The sequence below is a fragment of the Maribacter polysiphoniae genome (genome assembly GCF_003148665.1).
In the GTDB taxonomy this organism is placed as follows: Bacteria; Bacteroidota; Bacteroidia; order Flavobacteriales; family Flavobacteriaceae; genus Maribacter_A; species Maribacter_A polysiphoniae.
Window position 1 is genome coordinate 684,473 of sequence record NZ_QGGQ01000001.1, and the last position, 16,612, is coordinate 701,084.

General features: G+C 37.4%; 14 protein-coding genes. 1 reads left to right on the top strand and 13 read right to left on the bottom strand.

The features are described from left to right. Window positions 1–74 precede the first annotated feature (74 nt). Complete coding sequence (aat, locus tag LX92_RS02845) at window positions 75–740, top strand: leucyl/phenylalanyl-tRNA--protein transferase (RefSeq protein ID WP_244915917.1); 666 nt, start codon at window positions 75–77, stop codon at window positions 738–740. A gap of 35 nt (window positions 741–775) precedes the next feature. On the opposite strand, the gene LX92_RS02850 is transcribed toward aat, so the two are convergent. The 13 genes from LX92_RS02850 to LX92_RS02910 form a co-directional block, all read right to left on the bottom strand. Further along, on the bottom strand, window positions 776–1,528 hold the full coding sequence (locus LX92_RS02850; RefSeq protein WP_109648747.1) for a DUF6090 family protein: 753 nt from the start codon (window positions 1,526–1,528) through the stop codon (window positions 776–778). 158 nt (window positions 1,529–1,686) lie between these two features. Continuing rightward, a complete protein-coding gene (locus LX92_RS02855) occupies window positions 1,687–2,571 on the bottom strand; it encodes a diacylglycerol/lipid kinase family protein (RefSeq protein WP_109648748.1) in 885 nt (294 codons plus the stop codon). Beyond that, complete coding sequence (locus tag LX92_RS02860; protein WP_109648749.1) at window positions 2,568–4,535, bottom strand: LTA synthase family protein; 1,968 nt, start codon at window positions 4,533–4,535, stop codon at window positions 2,568–2,570. Before LX92_RS02860 ends, LX92_RS02855 begins: the two co-directional genes overlap by 4 nt. Next, the gene (locus LX92_RS02865; protein ID WP_146197791.1) at window positions 4,532–5,128 is read right to left on the bottom strand and encodes an HD domain-containing protein; all 597 of its coding nucleotides are present in this window, start codon (window positions 5,126–5,128) and stop codon (window positions 4,532–4,534) included. The genes LX92_RS02860 and LX92_RS02865 overlap by 4 nt, the downstream gene beginning before the upstream one ends. Beyond that, window positions 5,109–5,600 carry a hypothetical protein gene (locus LX92_RS02870; protein WP_223308314.1) on the bottom strand — a complete coding sequence of 164 codons (492 nt, stop codon included), beginning with the start codon at window positions 5,598–5,600 and terminating at the stop codon, window positions 5,109–5,111. Before LX92_RS02870 ends, LX92_RS02865 begins: the two co-directional genes overlap by 20 nt. Before the next feature lie 27 nt (window positions 5,601–5,627). After that, on the bottom strand, window positions 5,628–6,797 hold the full coding sequence (locus LX92_RS02875) for an efflux RND transporter periplasmic adaptor subunit (protein ID WP_223308315.1): 1,170 nt from the start codon (window positions 6,795–6,797) through the stop codon (window positions 5,628–5,630). Then, window positions 6,797–11,131 carry a CusA/CzcA family heavy metal efflux RND transporter gene (locus LX92_RS02880; RefSeq protein ID WP_109648752.1) on the bottom strand — a complete coding sequence of 1,445 codons (4,335 nt, stop codon included), beginning with the start codon at window positions 11,129–11,131 and terminating at the stop codon, window positions 6,797–6,799. The genes LX92_RS02875 and LX92_RS02880 overlap by 1 nt, the downstream gene beginning before the upstream one ends. Window positions 11,132–11,313: 182 nt before the next feature. After that, window positions 11,314–12,021, bottom strand: coding sequence for a rubrerythrin family protein (locus tag LX92_RS02885; RefSeq protein ID WP_211315826.1), 708 nt, complete (start codon window positions 12,019–12,021; stop codon window positions 11,314–11,316). A 77-nt stretch (window positions 12,022–12,098) separates the two neighbouring features. After that, on the bottom strand, window positions 12,099–12,566 hold the full coding sequence (locus tag LX92_RS02890) for a DUF2231 domain-containing protein (RefSeq protein ID WP_109648753.1): 468 nt from the start codon (window positions 12,564–12,566) through the stop codon (window positions 12,099–12,101). Window positions 12,567–12,643: 77 nt separating this feature from the next. Then, window positions 12,644–14,017 carry a sensor histidine kinase gene (locus LX92_RS02895; RefSeq protein WP_109648754.1) on the bottom strand — a complete coding sequence of 458 codons (1,374 nt, stop codon included), beginning with the start codon at window positions 14,015–14,017 and terminating at the stop codon, window positions 12,644–12,646. After that, window positions 14,014–14,682, bottom strand: a complete 669-nt coding sequence (locus tag LX92_RS02900; protein ID WP_109648755.1) for a response regulator transcription factor — start codon at window positions 14,680–14,682, stop codon at window positions 14,014–14,016. The genes LX92_RS02895 and LX92_RS02900 overlap by 4 nt, the downstream gene beginning before the upstream one ends. Before the next feature lie 426 nt (window positions 14,683–15,108). Beyond that, a complete protein-coding gene (locus LX92_RS02905) occupies window positions 15,109–16,023 on the bottom strand; it encodes a hypothetical protein (protein ID WP_109648756.1) in 915 nt (304 codons plus the stop codon). Window positions 16,024–16,036: 13 nt separating this feature from the next. Further along, the gene (locus tag LX92_RS02910; protein ID WP_109648757.1) at window positions 16,037–16,552 is read right to left on the bottom strand and encodes a hypothetical protein; all 516 of its coding nucleotides are present in this window, start codon (window positions 16,550–16,552) and stop codon (window positions 16,037–16,039) included. Between the last annotated feature and the right edge of the window lie 60 nt (window positions 16,553–16,612).

Here is a 16,612-nt window from a genome sequence, read left to right on the forward strand (position 1 = left end):
TTTGGGTCTTTTTTTTATCCTTGTTTTTGGATAACTTTCGGTATTGAATCAATTTGAATTTTAAAAACCCTGAGGTGAAAAAGAATGGTAATCGTAAACCATTGATATTCCTGACCGATGAAATAGACTTTCCTCCGGTAGCGGATGCCCATATCGACGGATTGGTGGCTGTTGGTGGGGACCTTTCCCCAGAACGTTTGTTACTGGCCTATAAGCGGGGAATTTTTCCTTGGTTCAACGAAGGCTCAATGGTAATGTGGTGGAGTCCCGACCCTAGAATGGTATTGTACCCGAACCAAGTGAGGATTTCGAAAAGTATGCGTAAGGTCTTGAAGGGGGGGCAATTTCAATTGACCAAGAACACATCGTTTGAACAAGTGATCGATCAATGTGCAACGATAAAACGCAAGGGTCAAGACGGTACGTGGATTACCCAGGATATGAAGAAGGCATATCTGAAATTGCATGCTATGGGGGTTGCACAATCGTATGAGGTTTGGGAAGAAGGTCGTTTGGTTGGCGGACTTTATGGGATTGACCTAGGCCATGTATTCTGTGGGGAAAGCATGTTCAGTACTGTGAGCAATGCGTCAAAGTTTGCCTTTATCAATTTGGCTAGGGAACTAGATCAAAAAGGATGTCGCCTTATCGATTGTCAATTATATACCAGCCATTTGGAAAGTCTCGGGGCCAAGGAAATCCCAAGAGAGGATTTTATGGGAATTTTAAAGAATGAATAAGGGTTTTTATGGGAGGTTTTGTTACCTGTAGTCCTTTATTTTTTATTTTCTGTTTGATTTATTATTTCTAAAGCCAAAGAGTCCATTTCTTTATAATGATTTATCATAACAATATTCCATAATAATTTTCCTTGATATAAATTCTCGAATTTCAAATCGTGGAACACTTTATAATAATCAGCAGCATTAAAAAGTTCCGTTTTTTTATCAATTCCAACATTCTCATAAATGTTCAAGTTTTTCATCGATATGTTCCTGTCCAAATATGGAATTAACTGAGTGGAAGTTTGCAAATCTTGATTCTTGAAATCCTCATCAGCGTCTTCAATTGATTGCAACCAATTAAATAGATTTTCTTTCAGGGAACTGTCTGGGATTAGACCAAGTTTTCCTGAACTTATTAACTCCTGTATTGTGCTATTTGCTGGGTTGTAATTTCCATATTTCAAAGACTCGTTGATTATACTGTCAACGCTTATTAATTCAAATTCGGTTTCACTTTTATTTATTAAACTCAATACAGAGCGAACATAATTGTTGGCAGCCTTTAAATCTTTGATTCTTTTTTTTAATATTATTCTGTTATTTAAAAATTCAGCGTTTAATTCGTAATTGATTTTATTTGTTTCAGCGTTGTCTTTTCTTATTTCATTCCAATTGTTTATTTGTAATGCAATTAAAATTCCAATAACAACAAGAACAATTTCTCCGATTGCGTAAAGTAAATATTTGCTAAACTTGTTTTCGGTTAAAACTTGTTGCCTTATTCGTCTAAAGAATTTTATCATAGGTTATTGGTTGGTCATAATGAGGCACAATGGTTCGTCTAAGCGTAGTTGCGTGGGTAAGCACTAAATTTAGTAAATAAATCACAGATTGAAAGTCCGCGAGCCCTGACGCTTCGGGGTTCGTAGTAGGCTCTAACTAGCAATGGATTATACACATCTTAAGCTATCACCTTTAGACTTTCTTTTAAAACCTCTAAATGCAGTACTACAGGGTTTGTTCTCCTCAATTCGCCATCCAACTCAAAAATGATTTCTATGTCCTGATTTTCTATTTTCATTGTAGCATTTTCAACCCTATGATAAGAATATTCCTTGATCTTATGTTCGGATCTGAGTAGAAATAAAAATGTGAGATAAAGGATTTTAAATTTATTCAATCGATCGATTATCACAACATCCAGAAAACCGTCATTTAAAATTGCCTTTCTTGTAATGGAGAAATTATAGCCCATGATATTGGTGTTCGATACGAAAACTAAAAAAGGGTGTAAGACCGCTTCTTTCCCATTAATTTCAATTGTGTATTTCGCATCATTTTTAAATGACCTGATTGATTGTAAAGTTGCTCTTAGATACGTGATCAATCTTCTGTTCGAAGAACTTTCAAAATTTGAAATCGTATTGGCGGCAAATCCAAAACCAATGTTGCTGAAAAAATATTCCCCATTGATTCTACCTACATCAATAGAGGTAGCTTTTTGCCCTTTGATGCGTTGAATGGCTTTATTTATGTTTTTCGGGATTTTAAGGTTTCTTGCCAACCCATTACCTGAACCTATAGGGATAATCCCCAGTAATATCTTAGAATTGACCAAACAGGATGCTACTTCGTTGATCGTACCATCACCCCCACAGGCAACGATGATTTCAGCTTTTTCGTTTATGGACTGTTGTACTAAAAGTGTCGCATGTCCTTTATAGGAGGAATGTTTTACAACAATTGAATAATAGTTCTTTTCAAAGTATGCCGATAGATATTGCTTTGTAATTTGGGATTTCCCTTTACCGGCAATTGGATTTACTATGAAGTGGACAATTTTCATTCGTTCACTTTTAAGGATAGTCCGTTATTATTGTAAAGATGGTCGGCCACTTGGAAATAGGAAATGGTTTCTTTAAGAAAATCCTGGTTCATAGGCTTTGCAACCAAACTATTGTCATCTCTTTTCCAATTATAGAAATTAGCCTGTTTTTGATCCCCTAAGACCATAAGTTCATGACCCTTTAATAGTCCTAATTTTCTATAGTTGCCAATAAAGGCACGTTCATCAGTCTCTTCCATTTTTAGAATGTCCTGTCCAAAAAGGTTACTTTCATAAGTCCAACCCAATTGTGCAAATAATGTGGGGAAGATATCGACTTGGGAACAAAGTCTGTCAATATGCTGTTTTTCTACACCATCAAGATTTAATATCATTGCCGGAATATGATAATTGGCTACATCGAGTTCCCAACGACCAGCACTGCTGGCACAATGGTCGGCCATTAATACGAAAACGGTATTTTTAAACCAAGGTTTTTGTTTTGCATTTCTTAAAAATTCTTGAATTGCGAAATCGGTATACTTAATGGCTCCGTATCTTCCTGTACCTGATGGAATACCAATCTTATTGGCAGGATAGGTGTATGGCTTATGGTTCGAAGTCGTCATTATAAAATCAAGGAAAGGCCGTCCTATGGCAAAAGCCGAATCGGCTTCTTTTAGCACCTTTTTATAAATATCCTCATCACAAACCCCCCAGGCATTTTCAAAAGTCACTTCTTCATCCGCGATATTCTTACGATTGGTCACAATATCCGCAGATGGCAGAAATCCTCTTCCCCTGTCCACAATGTCAAATCCATTACCACTGAAATATTTGTCCATATTGTCAAAATATCCGTCGCCCCCATAAAAGAACGTCCTTGTGTATCCTTTACCCCTGAATATCTCGCCAATGGTAAAGAGATTATTGTTTTTCTCTCGTTTAACAATACTTCTCCCAGGCGTTGGGGGAATTGAAAGTGTAATGGCTTCCATTCCGCGAACTGTCCTAGTGCCAGTTGCCATTAAATTGTCGAACGATAGTCCCACTTGCGATAAGGAATCCAATGTTGGGGTCAACATATTATCATTGCCAAAAGCTCCCAAATATTTTGCGCTTAAACTCTCAATGCATATAAAAATAATGTTAGGTTTCTTCTCTTTACCATCATTCCTAATATACCTCCGTATGCCCGTAGATGGCGTATAGATGCTGTCTTGAAAGGTCTTTATGTTTCCATTTACCTTTAAGAACGCTTCTTCGATCGGCTCGGTTTTGTAAAACTCAGGATAGCTAAGTTCATTATTCCGAAAAGCTGCAAAAAAAGAATAAATACCTGCTTTTGAAAGCTCATTGTTATAGCGATTATCTGAAATCTCGGCATTTTCATTTTTGATAAACAAAGTAAAAATCAACGCAATACCCAATATGATTACACTTGGTAGCAAGCGGATTTTAAATGGATCCGTACTTTCAAAAGTTCTTTTGAATATCCGTAATCTTATAAAGAGTAAAACCGTAAGCATTACAAGTATTCCAATACTTCCAACCAAAATAGGTATAGGGTATGATTCATTTATATTCTTAACTACCTCGTAAGTGTATATTAAATAGTCAACTGCAATAAAATTGAATCTTCTCTGAAATTCGTCCCAAAAAGTGATTTCTGCAAAGAATGAAAAGAAGATTATTAGCACGCCCACTATAAAGCCTGAATAACAAATAACCCTATCGGCCATAGTACCAATAAGACCTTTGGGTACTATCAAAAAATATAAAGTAGCGATTAGGGCAAAAAATGAAACGGTTCCGATATCGTAAAAAAGCCCAATAAGGAATGTGGTAAACACGGTAATAACACCATGGTCGATTTCCGAAAAATTCCAAATAAGAAAAATGACTCTCAATAACAAGGAAATTCCTAGGAACAAAAGGATGAAGCCTTTTAACAATTCGAACCGTTTTGTAAATGCTATTTTCATCTTATTCGTATTAATTGTTTTAGTTTGTTTAAATTTTCTTGTTTCCCTTTTTCCAAGACCTCTTTGCCATATGCGGTCTTAAACCGATACTCCTCCAGAAATTTAATATTGAGGAGATGCCATTCTTTATCGGTCATAACGGTGTCACAAAATAGTTCCCATTCCTTTCGCAAGAGCATATTCCTGTACATGTAATTAGTTGTTCCCAAATGGAACAAATCGGCATCGCAAAGTACTTTGTCATATACATTCAAAGGGTTTTGGGGCATCTTTGTGGCATCGATACAAGAAAGCACCCTTTCAATTTCGGTTTGTGAACAATTGGTTTTTGAAAGATATTGAGCAGCCAATCGTTTACTTACTTCTTCGTGTCCTTCATAGGTTTCCGAGAAACCTGTATCATGAAAGCAAGCCGCAATAGCTATGAAATCCACTTCTTTTGGTTGTAATCCTATGGCATTGGAAATCAGAAAAACGTTGTCGATTACTTCTTGCGTATGGGCAAAGTTGTGGAAGGGGAGATTCTTGCATTTGTCATTTTGAAGAATCTCCGAACAATACCTCGTAATGCTTTTAATTGTCATCGCTGTCATTGTCCGCATCTAAATGAATCATATCAGCATCATGTCTAATTTCGGTATGGCGAATCACACCTCCGCTCAATCCTACATATTTGGAAATTATTGTCGAGGCCATAGCGAATAGCAAAACAATTGAAAAACCATATTTAGTGTATTTCGATTTTTTGTAGTGTAAAAACAAAGCGGCAAGGGACACCCCACCTAAAATCACAATAGTTGTAAAAAACAATTCTGCATATTCTTCATGGTTATGTAAAAGTGTTTCGCTTACTCCAGAAAAATCCCCAACAATTTCCGCTGCCCCTTCACCTGTATTAAAGGAAGCAATGGATGTCAAAGCACTGAATACAAAAATACCCAGTGATGTATTTTTTACTTGGTGGTTCTTTATGATATAGCCTGAAATCAATACCAGAAAACCAACCAAAACACCAACAATGGGTAGATGGTTTGCCACTAAATGTAAATGTGAGTCGTTCATCATATTGTTTTTATTATTTAGGTTCCTGTTTTACTCTGTTATCAAGTTAAATGCTCCATTGGTTAGAAATTCCGTATTTGGTTTAAAATCAGCTGCATTAAGGATTTGGGTAAATCCATTGTTTGTAGCACCTATTTTGACCAATACCCTTTTGAAGTTTGTATTATCTTTTTTTACAAGTACAAAAAAGTCATTATCAATGTTGGCAACAGCTTCGGATGGTAATGCAGGATGTTCTGCTGAAGTGGTCAGGATTTCAGCCTCAATGTACATTCCAGGGGCAAATAGTTGTACTTCCTCATCATTTACAAGATCCCCATGTATCTCCACGGTTCTACTTTGGGCATTTATCGACTTGTTGACTAAATGAACCACACCTTTATATACATTGTTCATGTCATTTTGCAACCTTACATTGATTTGCTGACCTTTTTTAACCATAGGTAGGTCCTTTTCAAAAATCTTCAATTCTATGTGAAGGTCGTCGGTATTGGTGACGGTTAAAGCAACATCAGAAGGGTTTAGGTACATTCCTTTACCTGCGTTTATTGTAGTTGAATAACCTGATAATGGCGAAACCACACTAATGACTGATTGAATATTTTCGCCCGTAAGGGTATTCGGATTGATGTTCATAAGGCTCAACTTCTTTTTAAGGGATTGGTATTGTGCCATGGTCACGGTATATTCCGATTCGGCCTTTAAGAAATTCTTTTTTGAAGTCACATTATCGGCCATCAATTCTTTTTGGCGTTCATAATCGGATTTTAAATAGCTCAAACGTCCTTTGGCTTCCAAGAAATCTTGTTGCACCTGAACATATTCCGGGTTTTCAATGGTGAACAATACTTGACCTTTTTCAACCTTATTCCCAGGCAATAGACTGATGTCCTTTACGTAGCCGGCAAAATAGGCGCTAACATCGGCTTGGTTCTGTGGAGGCACTGCGAACATACCGTTCGCTTTCACAACAGTATTAAACTCCTGCATCGATATTTTCCCCAAAGCCATTCCACCCGATTTAAATTGATTTTCGGTAATTATTATTGCATCTTGGTCTTTAATCCCCGTCGTTACATCTGTGTTGGCCGTTTCTGGTTTTGCTTTTGGGTTACAGGAAGCCAATGTTAGTGTCAGTAGTAAAAGAATGCTTGTTAAACTTATAACATGGGTAAAATTGTTGACTATATTTTTCATCATTAATTGATTAGATAATTTAATTCTAAAACTGTGGCGTTATACTCATTAAGGTTCTGTAAATAGGTGATTTGAATATTTTTGGCACTTTCCAATAGCTGTACATACTGTAAGAAATCTATCTCTCCGTTTAGAAATGATTTTGATGCACTTGTCGTTAATTCTTCTGCAAGTTTGCCGTCAGAGGTTTCATAATAATCAACGGCTTCTTGGAATTTCTTTAAATCGGATAGCAAGCCTTGATACTTTGATTCCAGTTGTATTTTGTAATTTTCAGACTCATCGGCTATTATCTTAGTCTCTGTTTTTGCCGCATTGATTTTTGCCTTGTTCGCCCCGAACCATAACGGAATCGACACACCCGCCTGAAAACCATTGTATCGCTTGGCATTAACACCATTATTAGTGCCCTGGAAGACTGACATATGTAAATCTGGAAGTAATCTTTGCCTTTCCAAAGAGAGAGAGGATCGACTCAATTTTTGAGCGGAATCGTAATACAGTATTCCAGGATGATTAACAAAATTCGGTTGTTGTAATTCCAGTTTGGGTAAGCTGTTCTCTTCTACGATAATCAACGAATCTGTCTGCATCCATTGATATAGCATCGTAAATGCTTTTGCCAAGCCTGCTTTGGTTTGTGCAAGCAAAATGGATATTTCTTTTTGCTTGGCCTCTGCGGTAAGTTTTTCCAATAAATTGGTTGCCCCTACAGCATATCGCTTATTGGCAGCTTTGGAAAATTGACCATAGAGACTATCTAAAAATTTGTATTGTTCTACAAGACTATTATTGTATACCACATTGTAATAGGCTTTATAAACCTCTTTGGTCAAGGTTCTTTCATTTAATCGGTACTGTTGGTTTGATAACTCAACCTTATATTTTTCCACCTTGCGTTGAGCACCGTAAATCGTTGGGAACTGTAAGGACTGGCTAATCCCGAAAACATCCAATGGAAGCCCGTTATCCGCAATATTATTTTGGTCGGAACTATAATAAACCTGGGTTTTATCCAAGTTAAAGGCACTTCCAACCAATTGTTCGGATTGCTGCACTCTTTTGGCAGAAGCTTTAAGTCCATAATTGTTCTCAATCGCAATCTGAACTGCTTGTTCTGCATTGATAGTACTCTGTTGGGCACTTCCTACAACCGGGAGGAATATTAAGGCTATGATGCCAAGTACTTTTAAATTTATTTTTTTCTTGATCTTAGGATGATGCCCCTTCCTATCGAACATTGCATATAGGATAGGTAGTACGATTAGGGTCAAAGCTGTTGCCGTAATCAGTCCACCCACAACAACTGTTGCCAATGGTCTCTGTACCTCTGCCCCTGCTGAGGTCGAAATTGCCATAGGCAGAAAGCCTAAAGCTGCTGCTGCTGCTGTTAACAATACAGGCCGCAATCTATTGTTCGTGCCCATTAAAATCCGTTTATTGATGTTGTTGACACCGTGTGCCTTCAACTCTTTAAATTCTTCAATCAATACAATACCGTTCAATACGGCAATACCGAATAGAGCAATAAAGCCAACACCTGCCGAAATACTAAAAGGCAAACCGCGTATGTAAAGTAACATTACACCACCAATGGCCGATAAAGGAATTGCACTATAAATCATTAAGGCTTCCTTTACGGAATCGAAAGCAAAATAGAGTAGGACAAAAATCAGAACCAGTGCGATAGGTACGGCGATTTTTAATCGGGCCGTTGCGGTACGTAGATTTTCAAATTGCCCCCCATAGCTTATAGAATAGCCGGTTGGTAGTTTAACGTCCTTTTCTATTATAGACTGTACATCCTTAACCACAGATTCTAAATCGCGATTACGAACATTCACGCCTACCACGATGCGCCGTTTGGTATTATCGCGCGAAATTTTAGCTGGTCCCTTGGTATAGCTTATTTTTGCGAATTCACTTAATGGTAATTTCATTCCATTGGGTAATGATACCGAGGCTGTTTCAATATTTTCAATATCCCTTCTGTGGGCATCATCATAACGAATCACCATATCGAATTGCTTTTCACCTTCGAAAACAGTTCCTGCGGGCATACCTGCAAAACCCATGGTGACAACTTTATTCAAGTCTTCGATATTCAAGTTGTACTTAGCGATTTTTTGCCTGTTATATTTTACGGTCATTTGAGGTAACCCAGCGGTTTTCTCTACGGAAATATCTGCGGCCCCCTCCACGTTTTGGATTGCTTTTTCTATTTCTAAGGCTTTAGTATAGAGAACATCCAGATTCTCACCGAAAACCTTAATGGCCAAATCTGCACGTACTCCTGTAATCAACTCATTGAATCGCATTTCGATGGGTTGTGTAAATTCAAAATCAACACCTGCTATCTCCGATAAGGCTTCCTTGAATTTATCGGCTAATTCATCCTTCGTTGCTGCAGAAACCCATTCCTTTTTTGGTCTTAGTTTTATAATAACATCACTTTCTTCCATTGACATTGGGTCTGTTGGAACTTCAGCAGCGCCTATTCGACTTACAACCTGCTCCACTTCGGGGAATTTCTTCAATATTTTTTCCATTCGAGTAGTAGCTTCAATGGTTTTACTTAAGGATGTTCCCGTTTTCAATACAGGTTGAATCACAAAATCACCTTCGTCCAATGTAGGCACGAATTCGCCTCCCATTCTAGTGTATAGGAATGCAGTAATTGCCAATAAACCTATGGCCATACCCAATACCAGTTTCTTTTTACGTAATGCCCAAGAAATAGTGGGTTGGTATTTTTCTTCAAGAAATGCGATTAGTTTGGATGAAATCGTTGGTTTTTCGGTATTTGAAGGTTTGATAAATAAAGAAGCCATTACTGGAATGTATGTGAAACACAGTACCATGGCACCTGTGAGTGCAAAACTGAATACCAAAGCCATTGGGCGGAACATTTTACCTTCTACATTTACCAAAGAAAGAATAGGAATGAATACGATGATAATGATCAACTGCCCAAAAACTGCAGAGTTCATCATTTTAGACGCCCCTTGATATGTGATTTGATCTATTAAACCTTGCCTCTGGTTTTTTGGAAGAGCCAATAATTTAGTTCGTTGATTGGTGATTTTAAAGGCAATAAACTCAACAATGATTACTGCACCATCGATGATTATTCCAAAGTCTATCGCCCCTAAACTCATCAAGTTGGCATCTACCCCAAAAATGTACATTAAGGAGAGGGCAAAAAGCAAGCTCATTGGAATAACCGATGCTACCACTAAACCAGAGCGTAGGTTGCCCAAAAGAAGTACTACTACGAAAATTACGATTAAACATCCCAAAATCAGGTTTTCGGCAATAGTAGCTGTGGTTTTTGCAATAAGTTCGCTCCGCTCAAGAAAAGGATTAATAGAAATACCAGGAGGCAATGATGATTGTATTTCGGCCACACGTTGTTTAACTGCTTCTATAACGGCATTGGAGTTGGCATCCTTCAGCATCATTACCTGTCCCAATACTTTTTCTCCTTCGCCGTTTCCTGTAATTGCACCAAAACGGTTGGCATGACCAAAGCCTACTTTAGCAATATCCCTTACAAAGACGGGTATATTTCCCGTACTTGTGACTACAATGTCTTCAATATCCTGTATGGAACCCACAAGTCCTTCACCTCTAATGAAGTAGCTTTCATTTGCTTTTTCAATATAACCGCCCCCGGCAACGCTATTGTTTTTTTCCAAAGCACTGAATACATCAAAGATGGATACGTTCATGGCGCGAAGTCGTTCAGGGTTAATAGCAACTTCATAGGTCTTTAAATAGCCTCCCCAAGTATTTACTTCTACTACACCTGGAATACCGGAAAGTTGACGTTTTACCAACCAATCCTGAATGGTACGCACATCCGATAATGAATATTGTTCCTTATGTTTTGCATCAACATCTATTACATATTGATAAATTTCACCCAAACCTGTGGAAACAGGGCCCATAAATGGTTTGCCAAAACCCGCGGGGATTTTTTCTTCGGCACTTTTTATTTTCTCTGCGATTAGCTGACGGGGTAAATATGTGCCTAAATTATCATTGAAGACGACTGTAACAACCGATAGACCAAACTTGGAAACGGAACGTATTTCTTTTACCCCCGGTAAGTTTGCCATTTCTAACTCTACAGGGTAAGTCAAAAACTTTTCTACATCTTCAGTAGCCAGATTTCTCGAGGTTGTGATGACCTGTACCTGATTGTTGGTTACATCGGGTACCGCACCTATAGGAATATTGGATAAGGAATATAAACCAAAGCCAATAATACCCGCAGTAAACAAGAGAACTATGAGTTTGTGGTGTATACTGTATTGGATAATACGTTCTAACATTTTTACTGGATTATTAATTTATATCCCAAATGTATTTGGTGTACCTAAGAGCCATCTAAATGGTTTCTTAAGATTTGCTTAAGAATGGTTTCCCTTTGGTAAATGATAAAAAACAAAAGCCCTGAAAATTATTCAGGGCCTTTGCCAATCGCTACTAAACACTAACCATCAATCAAAAATCTTTATAGCGCGTCTATTTTAATAAATAATTTTGCATCGGTCATGGAAATTTCACAGCGCGATGGTGCTGTGGTCGCATAGGTGTTTCCGCAAGTTGGGCATAGATAATACACTGAAGGCAATGATTTTACATTTCCTTCTTCCAAAACTTTTAAAGCATTTATATAAAAATCCCTGTGCTTTTGTTCTACTTTGTATGCATAAGTCAAACTTATTTGTGCCATATAATTACCTGCTGCATTGGCATCCTTGATGAAGTTTGGGTACATTGTATTAAACTCATAGCTTTCGCCTTCAATGGCATTCTTTAAATTCTCCTTGGTTGTTCCTACACTAAATTCTGGAGTAACGGTTGGTATTTCCTCTCCCATTCTTTGAATAACGACTTTATGATTATTGGCGTGTATCAATTCCGCCCCGGATGCCGCCTTGAAAAGCAGCGCTATTTCCGGGTAGCCTTCTTCAGCCGCTTTTTTACTGAAAGCGGCATATTTAGCATGTGCGGTCGTTTCACCTTTAAATGCATCTTTCATATTTTGAATGGTTGATTTTTGAGGGTCCTCTTTTTCTTTAACTACCGCCATGGCTGTTTCAGCCACTTCTTTTGACGGTTTGATTTCAATTTTGTCTACTGTATTATTCTTACAAGATTGAAAAAGCATACTTGTGAATACCATTCCAATTGCTAATACCACTACTGATTTTTTCATTTTATTTATTTTAAATATTTGACTAAGTGTATGCCCACATTTTCGTGGATTTTCTATGTCTTTTTTAAGATTCGATTTTAGTTGGTTGATTGATCTCCAAAATCGGGTAGTGCCAATTCTATACCTGCCCCGTGTTGAAAAACCAATTGTCCACCTAAATATCCTGTTCGTGCCACTGAACCAACTAAGGCCGTAAATAGGATGACCCCTACCCATTTAGACCATGTTCTTTCATATTTGAAATAGTACAATGACACACGAAATAATGCCGTTATACTAGCAAGCCATAACGTTATGGTTGCAGCTTCCTCGTGTAGTTCCATGGGTTTTTGTAGAATACCATCCATCATACCGTCCCCAGCATAACTTCCGCTTATATAAGCTACTATTGCCCCCAAAGCACCTAATAGCAAAAGATAAAATGAGGTATTTTTTAAAAACTGTTTTTTACTGATAAGAGCTATGATTTCTGAGAAAAATCCAACTAGGATCAGGGCAATTGGAAAGTGGATAACCATTGCGTGAATGTGTGGTGATGTTAACATTTTAATGTGATTTTGAATTACACATCAAATGTATAGGCACCAACTTAAGGCTGAATTAAGTGAAACTTAAGTTTGGCTTAAAATGAGATGGTGAACGTTGTACCTACACCAAATTCACTATCTACATAAATTTTGGCGTTTATGGCATCGGCGGCCTTTTTGGCTATGGATAGACCTAAACCGTTTCCCGGGATGTTTTTATGGTTTAGGGCATCGGATCTAAAAAAGCGTTTGAACACATTATTTAGATCCTCTTTTTTAATACCGATACCTTCATCTTGGATTTTACAGATTATTTTTGAATCCATACGTGCGATTTCGATATGTATTGTGGAAGCCTCCTTAGCATATTTTATGGCATTTCCTATAATATTTTCCATGATCAATGTGGTGTAATATTGAGGTGCCATTTCTTCCAATAAAACCCCTTTCTGGAAAGCTATTGTAAGTTTCTTTTGTAAGATAGGAGTCTTGTGCCTAGAAAGAATTTCGTCTATTATGTGAGGTAAAGGGACCAAAGAACGGTCAACTGTTCTTGAATTGACATCTAACCTGGCAAGCAGTAAAAGTTGTTCAATCGTGGCGGTCATCCGATCTATTTCCGTAAGACTACATTTGATTTTATCCTCATATTCCGATCGCTCTCTGGGCTTTCGAATCAATACCTCAAGCGTACCTTTTAATGTTGATAAAGGTGTTCGTAATTCGTGGGAAGCGTCAGAGGTAAATTGCCGCTTTCTTTCGATAGTATTTTCAATACGCTGTAATAGCTCGTTAATGCTAAACGACAAATCGTAGAGCTCATCTTTGTTATGTGGAAGAATAACCCTTTCATTCAAACTATTCTGCGTAATTCTTTTTGTTGTTTCGGTTATAACCTTTACAGGTATAATCCCTCGCCCTGCCAAGTATCTGGACATGAAATATAGTCCCGCTAAAAGAAATAAATAAGAAACAATCAAAACATTTCTTAGATTAAGCAATACCATTTTTGAGGATTCCAAGGACATGGCCGCTAGAATAAAGCCTTTGATCTTTCCATTCTGCTCGATAGGGATTTGAACTTGTCGGATAGCCCTATTGTTGAGGGTTTCGTTAAAGTGACCGCCAAATTTTTGCTCAGGATTGTAAGCGAGGACATGATTTTTCAGGTTTGGGGAATTATCCATAAATTTCCCGTTTTTATCCAATATTTGGATAAAAACAGGGTTTATCTGTACTTCTAGGTGTTCCCTTTCTTCCCACTCCTTTTTGTTCTTTATCTTAATACTATCCCCGACAATCCTTATTTCGTCGGTATGTTTTTCAGCCTCGAAAGATAGGTCATTGTCAAGATTTTGGTATACCGTTCCCTGTACTACAAAATAAACAACTGTAAAAGCCACGGCCATGGTCACGGCGGTGGCAATCATATAATGTAATGCTATTCTGTTTTTAAAACTTAATCTCATATTTCTTTAGCTACATAGCCTACCCCACGGACGGTTTGAATATAGTTTTCATCTTCACTTAACTTTAATTTTTTTCGAAGTGCATTAATATATACGTCAATCACTCCAGTATTGTATTCGAAATGGATATCCCAAACACTTTCAATGATTCGGGTTCTTCGGCAAACGATACCCTTGTTCCGCATTAGATATTCCAACAAGGCAAATTCTTTTTGGGTAAGACTAATTTCTTCTTCAGATTTAAAGACTTGATGGGTTGCAGTGTTCAAGGTAATGTTCCCAAGTTTAAAAATGGAATGTTCCCCGGATTTAGGTCTTAGTTGGACCTTTATCCGTTCCAAAAGTTCTTCAAAATGAAAAGGCTTTTTGATATAATCGTTAGCGCCGGATTGAAGACCGAAAATGGTTTCATCAACGGTGTCTTTTGCTGTTAAAAAAATAACTGGCGTTTCTTTATACTCCTTTCTGAATAAACGACAGATTTCAATACCACTGACACCAGGTAACATCCAATCCAATAGCAACAAATCATATTCCCCGGAAAGAGCCAGTTGAAGACCTTTATTGCCCTCATCGGCAATATCCACTGCATACGATTCTTCTTCCAATCCTTGTTTTAGGAAGTTGAATATACCTGGCTCATCTTCTACGATTAATATTCTCATACTACAAAAGTTACGTATTTAAATTAAAGCGACATTAGACTTTTCTTAAGATTTGCTTAAAAAGGTTTTGCAATAATCCATGGGTATTGAAAATGAATCGACTTGGTGTAAACTGAAGGTATTACAATTAACTGGGGGGGAATTCACTTGTTAATTAAAACAAAGAAGTTTCCGGTCTAAATTATTAGATATATTGTTACCGAATAATGTCGTTTTGTAACCTTACGCTTTTTGAAGCATACCCTAAAACTTTATAACATCAGAATTTCGTAATTCATCCTTAATTTGATCCTATATAAAAATAAGAATTCCATATTATGAATTATTTGCGAATTCGGTAAGGCAACAAAGGGTAGGGTAAAACCACCATATCTGAAAATGGGGGATTCAATCGCTTAGATGCCATTTTATAGTATGTAAACCAAACTAAAGGGTTTTCTTGTCCAAATCAAGTAAATAACCCACGGATAGGTTAAAAAAACCGGTTGTTTTTAAATCAGTTTCTGATTTTACGGGAGAAGGAAGGTTAATGTTATACCCAGCCTCAAAATCCCAAGATTTGGTAGATATCGAAAAAGGCAAGTTAATTTGGGTGTTCAGCAAATCGAAAATATCATCATAAATAATTTCGGTTGACGGTTCAGTGACTTGAGCGTTTAATTGCTCCAATGCAATGGTTTGTTGTGCGATAAGAAAATTGATTTTAGGTCTAAATTTCACTACTGACTTTTTTTGTCTTGCAATGGTTATGTTGGCATATGTTCGGGATGATATTTGAAAAGATCCATCAGTACCGAACAAATAGGAAATACCGAGTGTAGTTCCTAGGTTTCGTTTTTTGGTTCGTAAACCGACACCTAAACTTAACGAGTTTGTAAAGGTGTCCCAACCATCGGCATAAAAAAATCGGGTATATTCAGCATTATAGGTCACCCGTTTATCCTTTCCCATAGTGTTGAAATAACCCACTGACACATTGGTATAATCCCAGTTTGGTTCAAAGGTTTCGTACAAAATACCGGAAACACTTACATTGAATCCCGAAGAATTATAATAGGATACTTGTGGAACGATACTGAATTGGTCAATGCCGGAATCGCGACCAGAGAAAAACGTATTATTATAAAACGATGTGTTTACGTAAATGAAATTATAGGTATTGAATGCGTTTAAAATATCATCTATAAATTGTTGTTCGTTAAAGAAAAGTTCATCCAAAAGTAAATCTATTTCATCCTCTTCCGGTTCTTGGGCATATAAATCAACAGAGGTTGCCACTGTAAACAGTAGCAACCAAACTGCGAGTAACCTTTTGTTCAATATGGCACGATGGGGTTTCATCTTCTAGTGGATATTAATTTCCTCCTCCATTTCCGTTCCCGTTTCCACTACCGGAACCTTGTCCGTTTCTACCGCGTTCACCATCACCTCCAAAACCATTTTGATTTCTCATTTCACCTTGACCGCTAGATTGCCTGTTTTGTTGTACGCGTTCACGTAACATTTGGCGTTGCTCTTGAGTCAAGGATTGTCTGAATTGGTTTCTTACTTGACGCAACTGACCTTCTTGATTTTCACATAATTGGTTTTGTTGATCGGAGAAAGATTCCCTTAATCGTAATCTTATTTGTTCCCTTGTTTGGGTTTTGTCCTGTAAAATGGCCAACTGTTCATCGGTCAACGTGGCTCTCAGTTGTTCCCGATTCTGTAACATCAATTTGCGTTGTGTTTGTAGCATTTCTTGTTGTTCCGTTGACAACTGGTTCATGATCGGGGAAAGATCGGTTTCTTGTGCAAAAAGAAAACTACTTGAAGTTAAAAGCATGACAAAACCGAAAAGTGCGATTAATGTTTTTACTGTTGTTTTCATGATTATGATTTTATATTGTTAAGTGCTTTTAATTATTAGAACCTGAAAGTTTGAAAAAGT

Bases quoted from the DNA above. Each gene is read 5' to 3' on its own strand.
- LX92_RS02850 (WP_109648747.1), bottom strand. From the start codon at position 1,528: ATGATAAAATTCTTTAGACGAATAAGGCAACAAGTTTTAACCGAAAAC.
- LX92_RS02855 (WP_109648748.1), bottom strand. From the start codon at position 2,571: ATGAAAATTGTCCACTTCATAGTAAATCCAATTGCCGGTAAAGGGAAA.
- LX92_RS02860 (WP_109648749.1), bottom strand. From the start codon at position 4,535: ATGAAAATAGCATTTACAAAACGGTTCGAATTGTTAAAAGGCTTCATC.
- LX92_RS02865 (WP_146197791.1), bottom strand. From the start codon at position 5,128: ATGACAGCGATGACAATTAAAAGCATTACGAGGTATTGTTCGGAGATT.
- LX92_RS02870 (WP_223308314.1), bottom strand. From the start codon at position 5,600: ATGATGAACGACTCACATTTACATTTAGTGGCAAACCATCTACCCATT.
- LX92_RS02875 (WP_223308315.1), bottom strand. From the start codon at position 6,797: ATGATGAAAAATATAGTCAACAATTTTACCCATGTTATAAGTTTAACA.
- LX92_RS02880 (WP_109648752.1), bottom strand. From the start codon at position 11,131: ATGTTAGAACGTATTATCCAATACAGTATACACCACAAACTCATAGTT.
- LX92_RS02885 (WP_211315826.1), bottom strand. From the start codon at position 12,021: ATGAAAAAATCAGTAGTGGTATTAGCAATTGGAATGGTATTCACAAGT.
- LX92_RS02890 (WP_109648753.1), bottom strand. From the start codon at position 12,566: ATGTTAACATCACCACACATTCACGCAATGGTTATCCACTTTCCAATT.
- LX92_RS02895 (WP_109648754.1), bottom strand. From the start codon at position 14,017: ATGAGATTAAGTTTTAAAAACAGAATAGCATTACATTATATGATTGCC.
- LX92_RS02900 (WP_109648755.1), bottom strand. From the start codon at position 14,682: ATGAGAATATTAATCGTAGAAGATGAGCCAGGTATATTCAACTTCCTA.
- LX92_RS02905 (WP_109648756.1), bottom strand. From the start codon at position 16,023: ATGAAACCCCATCGTGCCATATTGAACAAAAGGTTACTCGCAGTTTGG.
- LX92_RS02910 (WP_109648757.1), bottom strand. From the start codon at position 16,552: ATGAAAACAACAGTAAAAACATTAATCGCACTTTTCGGTTTTGTCATG.